The sequence below is a fragment of the Dyadobacter sp. CY327 genome, assembly GCF_021390415.1.
Classification (GTDB): domain Bacteria; phylum Bacteroidota; class Bacteroidia; order Cytophagales; family Spirosomataceae; genus Dyadobacter; species Dyadobacter chenhuakuii.
Window position 1 is genome coordinate 561,872 of the sequence record NZ_JAJUXJ010000001.1, and the last position, 15,201, is coordinate 577,072.

Annotated in this window: 15 protein-coding genes; 4 read left to right on the forward strand and 11 right to left on the reverse strand. The window is 45.4% G+C overall.

The window, feature by feature from the left end:
- Window positions 1-69: 69 nt before the first annotated feature.
- Window positions 70-1,197 (reverse strand): DUF4249 domain-containing protein, encoded by a 1,128-nt coding sequence (locus tag LZG74_RS02395; protein WP_233795047.1) that lies wholly within the window; start codon window positions 1,195-1,197, stop codon window positions 70-72.
- 159 nt (window positions 1,198-1,356) lie between these two features.
- On the opposite strand from LZG74_RS02395, the gene LZG74_RS02400 reads away from it, so the two are divergent.
- Window positions 1,357-1,692, forward strand: a complete 336-nt coding sequence (locus LZG74_RS02400; RefSeq protein WP_233795048.1) for a type II toxin-antitoxin system RelE/ParE family toxin — start codon at window positions 1,357-1,359, stop codon at window positions 1,690-1,692.
- A gap of 6 nt (window positions 1,693-1,698) precedes the next feature.
- Window positions 1,699-2,025 carry a helix-turn-helix domain-containing protein gene (locus tag LZG74_RS02405; RefSeq protein ID WP_233795049.1) on the forward strand — a complete coding sequence of 109 codons (327 nt, stop codon included), beginning with the start codon at window positions 1,699-1,701 and terminating at the stop codon, window positions 2,023-2,025.
- Between the two features lie 5 nt (window positions 2,026-2,030).
- Here LZG74_RS02405 and LZG74_RS02410 read toward each other — a convergent pair whose 3' ends face one another.
- Genes LZG74_RS02410 through LZG74_RS02420 form a run of 3 tightly spaced genes read right to left on the reverse strand, consistent with a single transcriptional unit; the run spans window position 2,031 to window position 4,989 of the window.
- The gene (locus LZG74_RS02410) at window positions 2,031-2,828 is read right to left on the reverse strand and encodes a LytTR family DNA-binding domain-containing protein (RefSeq protein ID WP_233795050.1); all 798 of its coding nucleotides are present in this window, start codon (window positions 2,826-2,828) and stop codon (window positions 2,031-2,033) included.
- Entirely contained in the window at window positions 2,825-3,904 is a 1,080-nt protein-coding gene (locus tag LZG74_RS02415) for a sensor histidine kinase (RefSeq protein ID WP_233795051.1), read from the reverse strand. Before LZG74_RS02415 ends, LZG74_RS02410 begins: the two co-directional genes overlap by 4 nt.
- Window positions 3,901-4,989: a sensor histidine kinase gene (locus LZG74_RS02420; protein ID WP_233795052.1), complete on the reverse strand. Its 1,089-nt coding sequence runs from the start codon at window positions 4,987-4,989 to the stop codon at window positions 3,901-3,903. The genes LZG74_RS02415 and LZG74_RS02420 overlap by 4 nt, the downstream gene beginning before the upstream one ends.
- Window positions 4,990-5,298: 309 nt before the next feature.
- On the opposite strand from LZG74_RS02420, the gene LZG74_RS02425 reads away from it, so the two are divergent.
- Window positions 5,299-5,688, forward strand: a complete 390-nt coding sequence (locus LZG74_RS02425) for a LytTR family DNA-binding domain-containing protein (protein ID WP_233795053.1) — start codon at window positions 5,299-5,301, stop codon at window positions 5,686-5,688.
- 112 nt (window positions 5,689-5,800) lie between these two features.
- On the forward strand, window positions 5,801-6,013 hold the full coding sequence (locus LZG74_RS02430) for a hypothetical protein (RefSeq protein ID WP_026631134.1): 213 nt from the start codon (window positions 5,801-5,803) through the stop codon (window positions 6,011-6,013).
- A 2-nt stretch (window positions 6,014-6,015) separates the two neighbouring features.
- On the opposite strand, the gene LZG74_RS02435 is transcribed toward LZG74_RS02430, so the two are convergent.
- From LZG74_RS02435 to LZG74_RS02465, 7 genes are all read right to left on the reverse strand, one after another.
- Window positions 6,016-6,414: a type II toxin-antitoxin system VapC family toxin gene (locus tag LZG74_RS02435; RefSeq protein ID WP_233795054.1), complete on the reverse strand. Its 399-nt coding sequence runs from the start codon at window positions 6,412-6,414 to the stop codon at window positions 6,016-6,018.
- On the reverse strand, window positions 6,396-6,632 hold the full coding sequence (locus tag LZG74_RS02440; RefSeq protein WP_233795055.1) for a hypothetical protein: 237 nt from the start codon (window positions 6,630-6,632) through the stop codon (window positions 6,396-6,398). The genes LZG74_RS02435 and LZG74_RS02440 overlap by 19 nt, the downstream gene beginning before the upstream one ends.
- A gap of 62 nt (window positions 6,633-6,694) precedes the next feature.
- Window positions 6,695-7,642 carry a D-2-hydroxyacid dehydrogenase gene (locus LZG74_RS02445; protein ID WP_233795056.1) on the reverse strand — a complete coding sequence of 316 codons (948 nt, stop codon included), beginning with the start codon at window positions 7,640-7,642 and terminating at the stop codon, window positions 6,695-6,697.
- Between the two features lie 147 nt (window positions 7,643-7,789).
- The gene (locus tag LZG74_RS02450) at window positions 7,790-10,171 is read right to left on the reverse strand and encodes a M1 family metallopeptidase (RefSeq protein ID WP_233795057.1); all 2,382 of its coding nucleotides are present in this window, start codon (window positions 10,169-10,171) and stop codon (window positions 7,790-7,792) included.
- Between the two features lie 32 nt (window positions 10,172-10,203).
- Window positions 10,204-10,815 carry a HupE/UreJ family protein gene (locus tag LZG74_RS02455; RefSeq protein ID WP_233795058.1) on the reverse strand — a complete coding sequence of 204 codons (612 nt, stop codon included), beginning with the start codon at window positions 10,813-10,815 and terminating at the stop codon, window positions 10,204-10,206.
- A 120-nt stretch (window positions 10,816-10,935) separates the two neighbouring features.
- Window positions 10,936-12,282 carry a T9SS C-terminal target domain-containing protein gene (locus LZG74_RS02460; protein WP_233795059.1) on the reverse strand — a complete coding sequence of 449 codons (1,347 nt, stop codon included), beginning with the start codon at window positions 12,280-12,282 and terminating at the stop codon, window positions 10,936-10,938.
- Window positions 12,283-12,352: 70 nt separating this feature from the next.
- A complete protein-coding gene (locus LZG74_RS02465) occupies window positions 12,353-15,169 on the reverse strand; it encodes a TonB-dependent receptor (RefSeq protein WP_233795060.1) in 2,817 nt (938 codons plus the stop codon).
- Window positions 15,170-15,201 lie beyond the last annotated feature (32 nt).

Sequence of the window (15,201 nt, forward strand, 5' to 3'; positions counted from 1 at the left end):
AATATAAAGCAGATCGGCTTTTTTGTCAATGCTATCTCCTCATTTACCTTATCCTTTCCGGTGCATCGGTTACCAGAATTTGGGTTTTTCCAATGTCCCGCCCTGCTCCCTGCAGTCGGTGCAGCTAGGCGGGGCGCCCAGGAGGAATTCTCCCCTCAGGCCTGTGTATGACATTAATAATGAGGTAGTTTCGAGCCCGCATTGCCTGCTGCTCATGGGGTTGCATACTACGTCAAATGTATCGGGCATCATGCAGGTCGGGAATCTTCCAAGCTTCGGGGTGATCGTAAGCCTTTTTGTTTCTTCGGTTGATGCGCTGAAATAGCCAAACACGAGTTCTTTTCCGTCCTTGGTATTTTTGATATTGCCTGTAACCTGCGAAGGTTGGGGATCAAAAAGGCTTCCTGTTCCCTGTGTGGTTTTGGAAAGTGCCGTCCAATATTCGAACGCAGGCCTGGAAAGGCCATATTGCCGCACCAGTACGCTGTATTTAATGTAAAGTTTATTAGTCGAAACAGGGACTTTGAAAAGTGGCAGATCTTTGATAATGTCACTGGAAAGTTTCACTGTTGTCCCCAGCAGAATGCTTCCGGAGCGCATATTTCCCCAACATTGATTAATGTCTTTCGTCCGGGAAACATATTTCTTGTCAATCACTTCGATGCCCGTTTGGTAGGCGGCGCGATATTCCCAGGTTTCTTCAAATTTCCAGCGGTAGAACTGTGTCTTTCCCTGCGCATCGTGGGCGTTTACGTAAAATATCATTGCATCCTGGAAGCTGTCAAACTTGGTGGTCAGGCTGTCGATGGCAGGTGTAACGCTAACCGTCACGTAATCAGATAAATATTCATTGCCATCCTGCGTCTTGATCCGGATCCGGTATTTGTCGGCGGTATTGTATGGCCGGGGTGGAAGCTCATATAAGCCTGCACGTGACTCAGTAAACGCATTCACTTCTCCCGATTCCGATTCAACCGAGACAGTTGCATTGGATTCGATCGTCGGGCCGGCCGTTTGATTTACATTTTGCGTTCTCCTAAGTTCTATCCGGCTAGTGTCTTTCCCTACATTCAGAAATCCATCCACAACCAAATGATTTTCAACAGAATTGACCTCAGGCGGAGAGAACGGCTCAATGCAGCTGTCCATAAAGAACAGCAGGGCAAAAGAAACAAACTTAAGTAAACGATACGTCATAGTCACTTTTCTTACTAAGTTCTGAAATTGTCAGTAAAACGAGAAACAATAGCGCAAAATTTATCATCGGATGGTTACTTATGATACTGGAACGCATTAGAGCCTCCTGAAAGTTTCTAAATTTAGAAACTTTGTTTAAGTTTGTGAAAAGCATTTAAAGTGCAATATTTTCACACACTATTTTTAGAGGAAGCAGAAAAATTCCTTGCAACGCTTTCTCCCAAAGTGGCCAGGAAGGTGATTTATAATGTTGACCTCGCCGAAAAAACCAATGATCCCAGACTGTTCAAGAAGTTGAGGGATGACATTTGGGAATTCAGGACGAATTATAGCGGTGAGTGCGTCAGGTTGCTCGCGTTTTGGGATAAAACCGATGGTAGAAATACTTTGGTTGTCGCAACTAATGGTTTCATCAAAAAAACAAACAAAGTTTCAGGCAGCGAAATTGATAAAGCTAAAAGAATCAGGGCCAGATATTTTCAGGGAAAATCTTAAAAAAACATGGAAAAGCCGACAATAAAGTCTTACACGCTTGCCGAAATGAAGGACAAATATGTTGGAGAGGTCGGCAGTGCAGAGCGGGAGGCGTATGAGTATGAGCTGAGTATGGATGTTTTAGGACGAATGATAAAGGCTGCACGCCAGGAACAAAACCTGACCCAGGAACAATTGGGCAAGTTGGTTGGTGTTCAAAAAGCCCAAATATCCAAAATTGAAAGCAGCAGCAACAGTGCGACCATTGACACGATATTAAAGGTTTTTCGCGCGTTGCAAGCAGAACTCCATTTTAAGGTCCGGTTCAAAAACAATTATATCCAGCTTAGATAACCACTTTACTTCCCCATCCATTTCTTAAAATCGTTCGTTTTTTCGCGGCTTACGATGGATTCTTTTTCGAAGGTTGGTTTTAATGTCAGGGCCAGGCGGTTGTTGTAGTAGGGTTGGATCTGGGTTACGGACTGGTGCGTGACGATGAGGCCGCGGTTGATGCGGAAAAATCGGTCGGGATCAAGAAACAGCTCCAATTCATCCATGCGATAATCCACGACGAACTTCTGACCCTGCTGGTTTTTGAAGAAACTCACCCCGTCTTCAATATAAAAGTAAGCGATTTCCGAAATCTCAACCGACAGCATCCTTGCACCCTGCTTCACCAGAAAACGTTTGCGGTAATCCGCGGCTGGCTGTTGTAATTGCAGGTTTTTGAGGATGTTTTCGAGGTTAGCAGGCAATGTTGGCATTTCTGGTTTCCGCTGGTTTCCGGTGAGGTCGTAGAACTTCCTGATGCTGCGTTGCAGATCTTCCTGCTGCACGGGTTTCAGCAGATAATCAATGCTGTTGACTTTGAATGCCTGTAATGCATATTCGTCATAGGATGTTGTGAAAATCACGGTGCTCCTGATTTCTATGCGGTTAAATATTTCAAAGCTTTGCCCATCTGCCAGCTCAATGTCCAAAAAGATAATGTCTGGCTCGGCGCTGCCGGTTTCGCGGTTTTCCGAAATCCATTCCACCGTGGCCTCAATGCTGGGTGTAATGCCTTTGATTACAAACTCCGGAGCGGTCTCTTCCAGCAGTTTTGTGAGTTTGCGCACGGCAAGCTTCTCGTCTTCAACAATTAAGATATTCATTGGTTATCAGGATTTTGCATAAGCAAGGGCAACAGTACGACAAAGTGGTCGGTGCTCAGGTCGATCACGGGCTGCCTGTCGGATAGCAGCCTGTATTTAGCCTCAATATTGGCAAGGCCCAGCCGGGTTGATTTTACGCGGGTTGATTTTTCCAAAAGATTATTACGCACTTCCAGCTGGTCATTGTCGATCGAAGTAATGGCTATCAGAAGCGGATTTTTTTCCAGAATCGTATTGTGCTTTACGGCATTCTCAACCAGTAACTGCAATGTTAAAGGCGGAATGTATTTGTTTAAAGCGCTGTCGCTCACATTAATGACGAGTTCCAGCCCCGTATCGTATCTGGTCCGCAGGAGGTGATAATAGGATTTGATAAAACGGATTTCGGTGGCCAGCGTCGTGAGCTCGTGCTGGTTGGTTTGCAGCAGATAGCGGTAAACCTTTGCCATTTCATCCACAAACTGCTCTGCCCGGGCAGGCTCGTCATGGATTAGTGCGGACAATGTGTTCAAACTATTAAACAAAAAATGCGGGTTAACCTGGCTTTTCAGACTTTGGAGCTGTCCCTGTAATCCGGCCTTTTTGATGGCTTCTTTATTGATCTTGATCTCTTTCCATTTCCGCAGCGAATAATTTACTTCGTACAAACAGGTCAAAAGCAGGATCGCCAGCATTTCAAACAAATACACATTTATCATTTTCCCGAAATCCAATTGTGCATTCAATGGCCGGAAATGAATGATGAATAAGCCATATGCCGTCACATAGACGCCAGTAAGGACGCAAAATGAGAGCGCGGTGTACACTGCCCTTTTCAGTGACGAATGGATGGATGGATATTTCTGAGCAATATATTGCGCCGCCCAATCATGCGGAATAAATGCCAGAATGGTCATAGCCAAGACCATTAATGTACCCAAAATAAAGTTCGGAATGCTCGCAAAATAAGGATCACCGATGAGCAAATAACTGATCGTGGGCACAAACCAGGGCACAAGCAGGACAAACATCCACCTGCCGAAGAGGCTCAGCCATATCAGCTGGCCAATGTGCTGAAATCTGTAATGTTTTATCATGTATAGATCAGGGGCAAAAGCACTGTGAATTCTGATCCTTCTTCCTTGATCTGAATGGTTCCGGCCTGGTTGAAAAGCATTTTATAGCGTGATATCAATGTGGCCAGGCCGGCATTGCTGAATGGCGTGCGCACGGTCCTTTTTTGCAAATTATTGACCACTTCCAGCTGGCCGGTGGCGGTGGTCCGGATAGCAATCCGCAGCGGATGGTCGGCGGAAACAATGTTGTGCCGGATCGCATTATCGATCAATGTTTGCAATGTTAATGGCGCCATCTGACCATTCAGATACAGATCAGCGGCCTGAATGGAAATGCTTATGCCGTTTTCAAAACGCGTCTCCAGTAAGTAAATGTACGAGCGGATGTAACGAAGCTCGGCATCGAGTGTAACCATGCTTGTTTCGCGGTCGGGGCCGTTGACACTCAGCAGATAGCGGTAAACTTTGGACATCTCGTCCACGAATTTCTCAGCCGTAGCAGGCGATTCTGAGATCAGTACAGACAGGGAGTTAAGGCAATTGAATAAAAAATGAGGGTTAACCTGCTGTTTGACCACTTCCAGCTCGGAAAGCAATTGCCGCTGTTCCATCTGCTGCAATTCGTCCTGGTTGGTTTTCCACTGCATGAATGTATAAGCCAGTTCCGTAAGCCCTGCACCGATCAGCGAAGCCGCAAGAAGCAGGAATACAGACCACATGGCCCGTTCACGCTGGATCGAAAAGCCAAATAAATGAATCTGATCATAGGCCAGCAGCACCGCCATCAGAATACAAACATTAACAATCGAATAAAGCACAAACCAGAACACCACGCGGAAAACGGACTGGTGTGTGTCGGGATATATTTTGGCAATGATAATAGCGATGATCTGATTGATGTGATTGGCTATCAGGCAGAGTATAAGGTTAATAAAGCTCCCGCCAAGGAAAACCCGCAGGTCCGAAAAGTAAATGCTTCCCCACATCAGGTAACCTACCACCGGAACCAGCCAGGGGATCACCAATACAAGAATGAAGAAGTTTAGACGGTTTTTTCGAAGCGTATCAAAATACTTATCGAAATACCTGAACCGGATTCGCATCATAGTAAAAACAAGAACAGCAAAAATAGGAACGCGGGGAATCCGGCAGAAACGGAACGGCTGTCAATTGTATAAAAAAAGTGCTGAAATGTCACTAATCTCCTTCCAAACTGCTTACCCCCGGCATTCATGTAAACTATTGGTGAAAATGGCGATACATACAGATCATCCACCAAAAAGTGTAATACAGATACCAAATCTTACAGTACGGATAATATCTGTTTCCCACCGCAACAATTGCGAGCGAATTTTGTGTCATTCTAATAGCCAGGGCATTACCCTAAAATCAATTTAACTTTTATCTATTAAGCCATGAAAACAACTTTAATGAATCCATTCTCCTGGACAGCCGAACCCGCCGACGTTGACAATGCTCACCTCATTGCAGTGCACATGCACGGCAAGATCTTGTGGGTTTCTGCACAAGAGATCACATTTCTGGAAGGGGAAGGGAACTACACTTACATTCATACGCGTCAGGGCAAGAAATACCTGGTGTCCAAAACGCTGAAAGTAGTGGTGGAGATTTTGAATGTCGATTTTATCCGGATCCACAAATCATACATTGTTAATCCAATGTACATTACGGCGCAAATCGAACCTGACACGCTGTTGCTAAGCTGCGGACGGAAGGTGCCCATTGCAAGAAGAAGGATGCGTGAAATCCATGAAATGCTTGCGGGTGAATTCCTGGCAGCATAAGGATTATATAGAAGCAAGCCCCGGATCTGCAAAGGTCCGGGGCTTTTTCGTTTCCCGGCGCGCGGGCACGGATATTTAACGTCTTGCCGAAACACTTAACACGGCATCGATTATGGCTAAGAAAGCAAAGAAAAAAGGCGGCACAAAAGCGAAGACCAGCGGCAAGAAAAAGAACAAACTAGGCGTTAAAAACTCCCTCGTCAACAACATCAACGCCCGAAAGAAAAAAGGAACCTCCCGCCCGAAAAGCAAAAAAACAGTCAGCAAGAAGTCCTATACCAAGATGAAAAAGAACTGGGGTAAGGGGAAGAAGACTCGGAAGTAGAGTTATAAAGTGTATTTTCTTGGGTTAATGTATTTTAACCCAGACACTTTTCCGAAATCCGAATCATTATCCGAAAGCAGGATCAGGTCGCTTGTTAATGCGGTCGCAGCAATGATTGCATCGGGAATTTTGATCCTATAAGCTTTTCGTATTTCAATCGTCTTTTGCACGATATCCTCGGCAATGCCAAATTCATTGGAAATTTGTAGGAACTGCTTTATAAACTGGGCGAGATGATCGCTTTTGGGGGCAAAGCCTAATAATTCAATCCGGGATATAACGGAGATTTGGGCGTCGCCTGCATCTATTATCGAATCGATCAGATCAAGACCATTCTCGGAAAGTTCTTCGGTTAAATATTTTGTAACAACATTCGTGTCAATCAGATATCTCTTTCCCATTCATTCCTGATATTGTCGAAGTAGCTTTGGATTTCTTTTTTGTCGGCATCTTTCCAGGCACCTCTCAATTGCGTAGAAGGGCGAGCCATTGATTTTTTTTCTTCTTCCGCGACCTCATCTGTAAAAGTTACAAAAACTTTAACACGCTGTTTAACGGCCGGTTTCTCTTTCAGGATGATCTGTCCGTTTTCATAAATCCCTTCAACTGCGGTAAGCATAATCTTTTAGTTTTATAATCAAATATAAACATTTCGGGTAACAAATGTTCCTCTAAATGGTTTTACGAAACCACATTCTCCGGTTCTTCGTGCATGTAGCTTTCGAGGTTGTTGGCGACCATTTGCAAGAGTCGCTTTCTGGCTTCGAAGGTAGCCCATGCTACGTGAGGGGTGATGATGCAGTTGGGGGCGGATAGGAGGGGATTGTCGGCTTTTGGTGGTTCTGTTGACAATACGTCGAGTCCGGCTCCGGCAATTATGCCGTTTTTTAGTGCTTCTGCAAGGTCGTGCTCCTGGATAAGTGGGCCGCGGCCGGTGTTGAGAATGATAGCGTTACGCTTCATGCGGGCGAGCCGCTCTTTGTTGACGATCTCTTTGGTTTCGTCGGTTAAGGGGCAATGCAGGCTTACAACATCGCTTTTTTCAAAAACTTCCTCCAGTGAAACCATTTCAACTCCCTCGGTTGGCGTTGGATGCTTTCTATAAGCAATCACTTTCATTCCGAAGGCCAGCGCAATCTTTGCCACCTGCGACCCAATGTCCCCAAGGCCGATCAGTCCCATTGTTTTCCCTGCCAGCTCGGTTAACGGTGTTTTCCAATAACAAAAATCCGGTGAGGCCACCCAATCACCTGCAAACACACTCTGACTATGCAGCTCGGCATGGTTCACAACCGCCAGGAGCAATGCAAATGTCTGCTGCGCCACGGAAGCAGGGCCATATGCCTTCACATTGGTAACTGTAATGTTGTGTTTTCGGGCAGCATTAATGTCAATGTTGTTGAAGCCCGTTGCCATTACGCCAATGTATTGCAACTTTGGCAATTGATCCAAAATAGCCTCAGTTAACACCACTTTATTCACCAAAAGCATTTCCGCATCCTTCGCCCGTTCAACGATTTCCGCTGGATTTGAGCGGTCAAATATGTTCGCATGCCCCAGTTTATGAATTGGCGCCCAGTCCAGGTCGCCTGGGTTCAGGGTGTAGCCGTCTAGAATTACGATGTTCATTAACTTATTGATTTAAAAATACTCAATTGACGAATTTGAAATTACATAACTTCTATTTTGAAATTATACAGAATTAATTTTGAAATAACATAAAAAAACCTCCCCGAAACAAGGCTCGGGGAGGTTTCGTTTTTTATTAAAAAAGCTCTAGTTCTTCGGATCAGTCGTGACTTTTCCGGCGCCAGTTCCTTGCATTTGCATGGGGTTAGGCGTCTTTTTGAGTTGCTGCTGCTTGAAGATCTGGAACCTTGTGGGCGCAGCTACGCGCGGGAAGGCGTTGTTTTCTGTATCAATGTCTGCGATTTGCTGATATGGGTCCAATGTCCATTGCACGACTTTCTTTTTGGTCGAAATCACCTTATTAACCTGTGCGTCGTTGAAGCGCCAGATTTCTGCGGGGAATACGGCCACAGAATCAGTGCCGTCCTCAAAACCCATTTTCACGATCACCGGCATGGGCAATCCGCCTTTGTTTTTGATAGAAAGGGTGTAAAAATTGCTGTTTTCCTGGATCAGCGCCTTTTCGTTGTCCGAAAGTGTCGCCAGATATTGGTTGTATTTCTGTTTGTCCGCTTCCGTAACCTTGAATGGATCATAGCGGTTGTAGAAGTCGGCCATGGTGGAATCCTGTGCAACTACGGTTTCGCCCTTGGTTTTGGCATCCTGCAGTTTACTCATTGTCTGCTGCTTGCGGGCTGCTTCTTTGCGCGCGATTTCCTTTTCAATTTCCGGATTCTGGGTATCGATGCTGAACCAATCCACGCTTACAAGGTCCTGATCCACAGCTTCGGTTCCATAAAACCAGCCTTTCCAGAACCAGTCCAGATCCACGCCTGAGGCATCTTCCATGGTGCGGAAAAAGTCAGCTGGTGATGGGCTTTTGAATCTCCATCTTGTTGCGTATTCTTTGAATGCATGGTCGAACAATTCACGACCCATAACGGTTTCGCGGAGAATGTTCAGCGCAGTTGCTGGTTTCGCGTAAGCATTTGGTCCCAAGCCTATTACGTTTTCTGCGGAGGCCATAATGGGTGTCAGCACAGATTTGTCAGACGACATATAATCTGTGATCTGGTTGGGCTCGCCGCGGCGGGTAGGGAAGTTGTAATCCCACTCTTTCTCAGCCAGATATTGGCAGAATGTATTTAAGCCTTCGTCCATCCAAGCCCATTGACGTTCATCGGAATTCACGATCATAGGGAAGAAGTTGTGCCCTACTTCATGGATAATCACCCCGATCATGCCATATTTTACAGCCTCGCTGTAAGTCCCATCTTCCTCCGGACGGCCGCCGTTGAAGCTGATCATCGGATATTCCATCCCGCCGCCTGCAACGCCATGGCATGAGATTGCAACCGGGTAAGGGTATTCAAATGTGCGTGCGCCGTAAGATTTCAATGTGTGGGCAACAGCGCGGGTTGAATATTGCTCCCAAAGCGGATTCCCTTCTTTTGGATAAATAGACATACACCAGATTTTACGGCCGCTTTTGTAAACATCGGTTTGCATGGCATCCCAGATGAATTTACGGCTGCTAGCAAATGCAAAATCACGTACATTATCTGCTTTGTAAATCCACGTTTTCTTGCCTGGGTTTTTATTCTCGCGTTTCTCCGCTTTTTCTGCTTCGGCCTGTGTGACGATTAAAACGGGTGTTTTGGAAGTTTCGGCTTGCTTCAAACGTTGCTTTTGGGTTGCCGTAAGCACTTGTGCATAATTCTGGCATTCGCCGCTGGCTGCCACCACGTGGTCGGCGGGAGCGGTGATGGCCACTTTATAATTTCCAAAAATCAATGCAAACTCACCTTGTCCTAAAAATTGCTTGTGGTTCCAGCCATTGATGTCGTCGTAAGGCGCCAGGCGTGGAAACCAGTGGGCGATGAAATAATTGGCATTGCCGTCTTTCGGGAAAAACTCGTAACCGCTACGTCCGTAATATTCAGTAACATTATAAGTCCAGTCCACACCAAAAACATAGCTTGTCCCCGATTTCAATGTCATGGGTAAATCAATGCGCATCATGGTTCCGTTGATCGTGTAAGGCAATACTTTTCCAGCTTTGTCCTTCACCGAACCTATTTTATAACCATATTCAACATTCGGATCAAGGGATGAGCCGCGGCCGTTGTTCAATGCTGCGAGATGCGCTGTTGACATTCCTTTTTCGCTTACCGAGCCTGTTCTGGAAGTGGCACCGATCCCGTCTTTTTTGAAAAGGTTTTGGTCCAGTTGCAGCCAGATGTATTTCAGATCGTCCGGGGAATTATTGAAAAATGTAATGGTTTCGGAGCCTATGATCTTTCTTTTGTCATCGTCCAATTCCACTTTAATGTCGTAATCAGCGCGGTTCTGCCAGTATTCACGTCCCGGCGCACCAGATGCCGCGCGGGTTGAATTGGGTGTCGGAAGCATTGTGCCCAATTGTTCAAAACGGTCATTTGCTTTGTAATTGGGATTTGGAGGAAGTTGCTGCGCCATGGCAGAAACCGTAATAAGCAAAATCAGTAACGGGAGAAGTGCTCTTTTCATATTAGTTGGTTATTGAGAATAATGCAGGTTATTTAGGCTAAAAGGCTGTGCAGGAATTCGTTATTAATGATCAGTGAAAGCGACATGCCGACGATAATGCCGGATAAAATATGGATCCAGCTCAGTCGCTGTACACGAAGGATCTCGATCATGAAAAATGCAATGGACAAAATGACAAAAACAATGATCAGCTGACCCAGTTCCAGTCCAACATTAAAACCCAGCAACGGACTTACAATGTCTGCTTCTTTGCCTAATAACGACCTCAGATAATTGGAAAAGCCCAGTCCGTGGATCAATCCAAAAAACAATGCGAGCGGATATCGGACCTTTGAAGCTTTTTCATGATGGCTGAAAGAAGCCTTTGGAACAACATAAAAGAAATTGAGAACAGCCGTAATGACAATGGTAACCGGAATGAGCAGCTCAATCCAGTCCGGGTTCACATTCACAAAACCCAATGTGGAAAGCGCGAGCGTAATGGAATGGCCGATGGTAAAAGCAGTAACCAAAACGATCACTTTTTTCCAGTCGATAAGCGTGTATACTGTACAAAGCGCCATAATGAAAAGGATATGGTCGTAGCCAAGGGAATCGGTAATGTGGGTGAAACCTAGTTGTAGGTAAGCCTGGAATTCGGACATAGATACTTGTCAAGACAAAAAAAGAATTCGAATATATTCTATTCGTGTCACAAAAAAAAGACCGGAAGCATCTGCCCCCGGCCTTTCGAAATTCTGACACCAATTATATAAGACTATTAATTATTTTACGATTTCGTAGTTGGCATTCTGTGGATCCCAGTTAGCCCATTTGTCAGTCCAGTCGGTTGTTCCGAATGCACCAACTACTGTGTTTGCCTCAAATCCTGCTGGCAATGTTGCACCGCCAGTCAATAGAGCAGAACCTGTTGTTGGAAGAAGACCCGGCTTAGCAGTGATTGAATTGTAACCAGCTGCCAATTTAAGATCAGCAACAGCAGCTACTTTGTTTTTGCTAGCAGCAGGAGCGAAAAGCGCCTCTGTGATGCCTTCGATAACACCTTCCTTTGGAGTGCCGGTGATTGCTACCGCATTGCCGTCCATTTTAATCTTGCCAGTTGTGAAGTTTGCAACAGAAGGTGCGCCTTCTATTCTCACAGCTGAACGTGGCCAGGCACCAGTCACCAATGTATTGAAAACCGAGATAGCAGAATTTTTTCTGATCCGTACAGCTGAGGCGAATTTCGCGTTAGGCGTTCCTTCTGCCATTGCGATTGTTATGTTAGCAAATTTCGCAGAAGTCTGAGGTGTTTTTTCAGATCCGGCATTATCATTATCTGACTCAAAACCATTTGAATCACCTGCCAAGTCAGCTACTGCCGGGTCACGCAGGATAAAACCGTATTGTACGTTTCCTGAAAAACCGTTATCCGTATCAAAATCATCATCCAGACCACGGTAAGCAATAAGGTGTTTCGCATTTACTGCTCCACCAAACCATTCATATGAATCATCACCCGAGTAAGAAACCTGTACGTAATCGATCTCAGTTCCTGAACCAACGCCACCAAATGTAAGACCGTTGATCTCTTTATCCGTTTCGTAAGCAATACCAGCAAACTCAATACGAACATATTTCAGTTGTCCTGAATTGTCAGCTGCATCCGTTCCGCCGAACGTCGATTGGTTTTCACCTTCGATTACTGCGTCTGGCTTGTTAACCGGAGCTTTTCCAAGTAAGATCAAACCTCCCCAGTCACCCGCTTTACGCTGACCTGCTGGCTTGCTTGATGTAAAAATGATAGGCTTATCAGCAGTTCCTACGGCAACAATTTTTCCGCCTGGCTTAATGATAAGAGAGCCTTTCTGGTTTCCATCACCCTTAATGATCGTTCCCGGCTCAATAGTCAGTATTGCGCCAGATTCAACATATACAAATCCTGAAAGCAAATATTGGTTCGAAGCAGACCATGTAGTATTGGCAGTGATTTTGCCTGTAACGGTTTTTATTTCACCCACCGGTGTTACAATCGGCTCCTCGTCATCATCGTCATCATTTGTGCAAGAGATAGATCCGAAAATGGTAAGCCCCAACATCAGCAAGCTTAAAAGTTTACCTGTGTTTTTCATAATTCAATTGTTTGTTTTCTGTTTTAAAGTATTCTGGTGATAAAAAGAGCCGGTTTACGACTTGTGGTTATTAAAATTTGTAAGTGATTCCGATTGTTGAATAGCTGCCTCTGCGGTAACTCTGGTACGACTCATCCACGCTGCTGATTTTCTGATCCTGGTTGCTATCCTGGATCAGGCGGAAGCGCTGGTTAAGCAGATCCTGGATCCCCAATTTGATTTCAAGATGTTCTCCCAAAGCCTTCACGATGTTCAGATCGATCACGTTTCTTGCCATTTCATAAACGGTTGGCTGCAAATCGCGGTCACCCACCAGGAAGATCCTGCGTCCTACCACGTTGTAAAGGGCATTCACCTGCCAGCCGCGGTTCACATCGTTGTAATAAACTCCTGCATTGATCAGGTAAGGCGATTGTCCTTGAAGCTGGCGGTCATTTTCTTGTCCTGCAAAGCCTGTCAATACATTACTGTTGATCACCGATGCATTCAGCAATACGCTCAGGTTATCTACGAATGGGGAAACGGTCAGGTTTTTAAGGGATTTGCGCAGTTCGATTTCAGCACCATAAGTGTAAGCAGACTTAGCATTATCCACGTAGAACGAGACGCCTGAACCTGCATAGCGGATACGTGTTTCGATCGGGTTAACAAAGTGCTTGTAGAATGCCGCAACCGATATCATTTCACCATCTTTTGGATAAAACTCATAACGAAGGTCGACGTTCTGGATCGAAGGGGTTTTCAAATTTGGGTTACCCACGCGGGACACGTCGAAGTTAAAGTCATAGTAAGTAAATGGTGCAAGCTCACGGAACTCAGGACGGTTCACAGAAACCGAGTAAGCCACTCTTACTAATGATTTTTCTGTGAAGTTGTAAGCCAGGTTAGCCGAAGGCAAGAAGCGGAAAATTGGGTTGTTCACGCGGATACGTTCGCCGCTACCACGCTGTCTGCTTTGCAGTTTCTGAATGTTGTTCTCAACACGCAGGCCAACCGAAACATTGAATTTTTTGGTAAAAGGAATGTAAGAACCTACGTAACCTGCCATTAATGTATTTTGAGCAGTATACTTATCATCTGTGTTGGTTCTTTCTGCGTAGTAAAGCAGATCTCTTCCAATATTTTGTGAGTCAAAAAGCTGTGCTGGTGCCTGCCCGAGCAATTCTTGCGAAGCATTGCCAGAGTTTGTCAGGTTGAACCATCTTGCTTTGAATGCTCTGTCCTTCATTTCACCGTAAGCACCCGCACGAAGTTTGATCTGCATGCTTTCGTCATCTTCATAAGCGCTGCGTTCGAAACGGTGTTCAAGATCGGCGCGGAAAGAGCTGGTGTATTCGGTTAGTTCAGAATAAAATCTCGCTCCTCTTGTTAAGCTGGCGTTGCTTCCCGGAACAAGTTCCACCTGGAAAGGGCCAGTGCTACCAATGGAACGGGTTGAAATAAAGCGGCGGTAATCGGGTTCGCTGCGGAATGTTGTTCCCAACGCGCCAAGCCATTTGAATGTTGTATGTGCGCCCAGCTCGTGCGTTCCGCCTAATTGGCCCGAGTAAATGCTTTTCGACTCGTAACGGAATGCGTAGTTCTGCACTTCAACATCATTGTCTGTATTGTAACCCTGACGGAAGTTGGTCTCTTTGTTAGAAAGCTGGTTGAACAGGTTTCTGAATTCGATCTTGTTATTAGGGTTGATGATCAAAGCCCAGTTGGACATGACGCCCAGACGGACATTGTTTTGATACAACTCATCCTGATAAGAGCTTTGAATGTCTGATTTTTGCTTTTCCTTGTCGAAGCTTAGGTAACGGAATTGCGTTGTTGGTAAAAACTGGTGTGTAGATGAATAGTTGACGTTATTAAATGTGGTCAGCTTCATATTCCCAAGCTCGAACTTGTGGTTGTAACCCAGCGAAGCGCGAAGGTCAGGCGTAACCGACTTTGATTTCAGATCATAAAACTCCGGCAAGTTGCGGAATGCATTCAATGTTGCATCCGAAGGGCCGTTTTCATTCTGCAATCTTTTTGTCGAAGGGAAACCGTTTGGAAGTGCTCTGTCAGGGGCACCAAAACCCGTCCAGTCCAATGATGAGCCTTTGTAATCAAGCACATTTTGGAATGTTGTATTTCCGCGGTAACCGCCTGTTAAGCTGAATGTAAATCCGTTGTCGTCGGGGATTGTTTTTGTATAAATTTTGATGATCCCACCTGCAAATTCGCCTGGCAATTCAGGAGCGCCAGATTTGTAGATCATCATCCGGTCAATGGCCGTGCTTGGAATCAGGTCAAATGAGAAAGATTTAACGTCAACCTCTGTTGAAGGCGTGATCGCATCATTCAACATTACGGTGTTGTAACGCTCGTTCAAACCGCGGATAATGACGAAGCGGTCGTCCTGGATAGAAACGCCCGGCACGCGGCGAACCACTTGGGAAGCGTCACGGTCTTGTGATTTCTGGATTTGCTGGGCAGAAATACCAACGGCAATTTGCTCAGCCTGCTTGATCTCTGTGATAACGGAAACGTCAGTGAAGGATTGACGTTGTCCTACGATCTTAACCTCTTCCAGGTTCGCCACATCTTCCTCAATGGTTGTGTTGATGAGGACAGCCTGATTTGGGTAAACTTCAATCGCAATTTCTTTCGGCTTGTAAGAAACGTAGCTTACGATAACCGTTTGCTTTCCTGTGGGGATATTCTGAATGTCGAAATTTCCTTCAACATCTGTTGCTGTTCCGATGGGTGGAGTGGAACCTTTTAAAACAACGCTGGCTCCGATGACAGCTTCTTTGGTCTTGTAATCAACAATGTTCCCCTTAATCGAACCCGTTTGGGCATATACCAACGTGGTAGTGAAGAGGAAAAATAAGAGAGAGGTAATTTTTAAGTTCATGTCTTGTGTCAGAATTATTTTCTGATACAAAA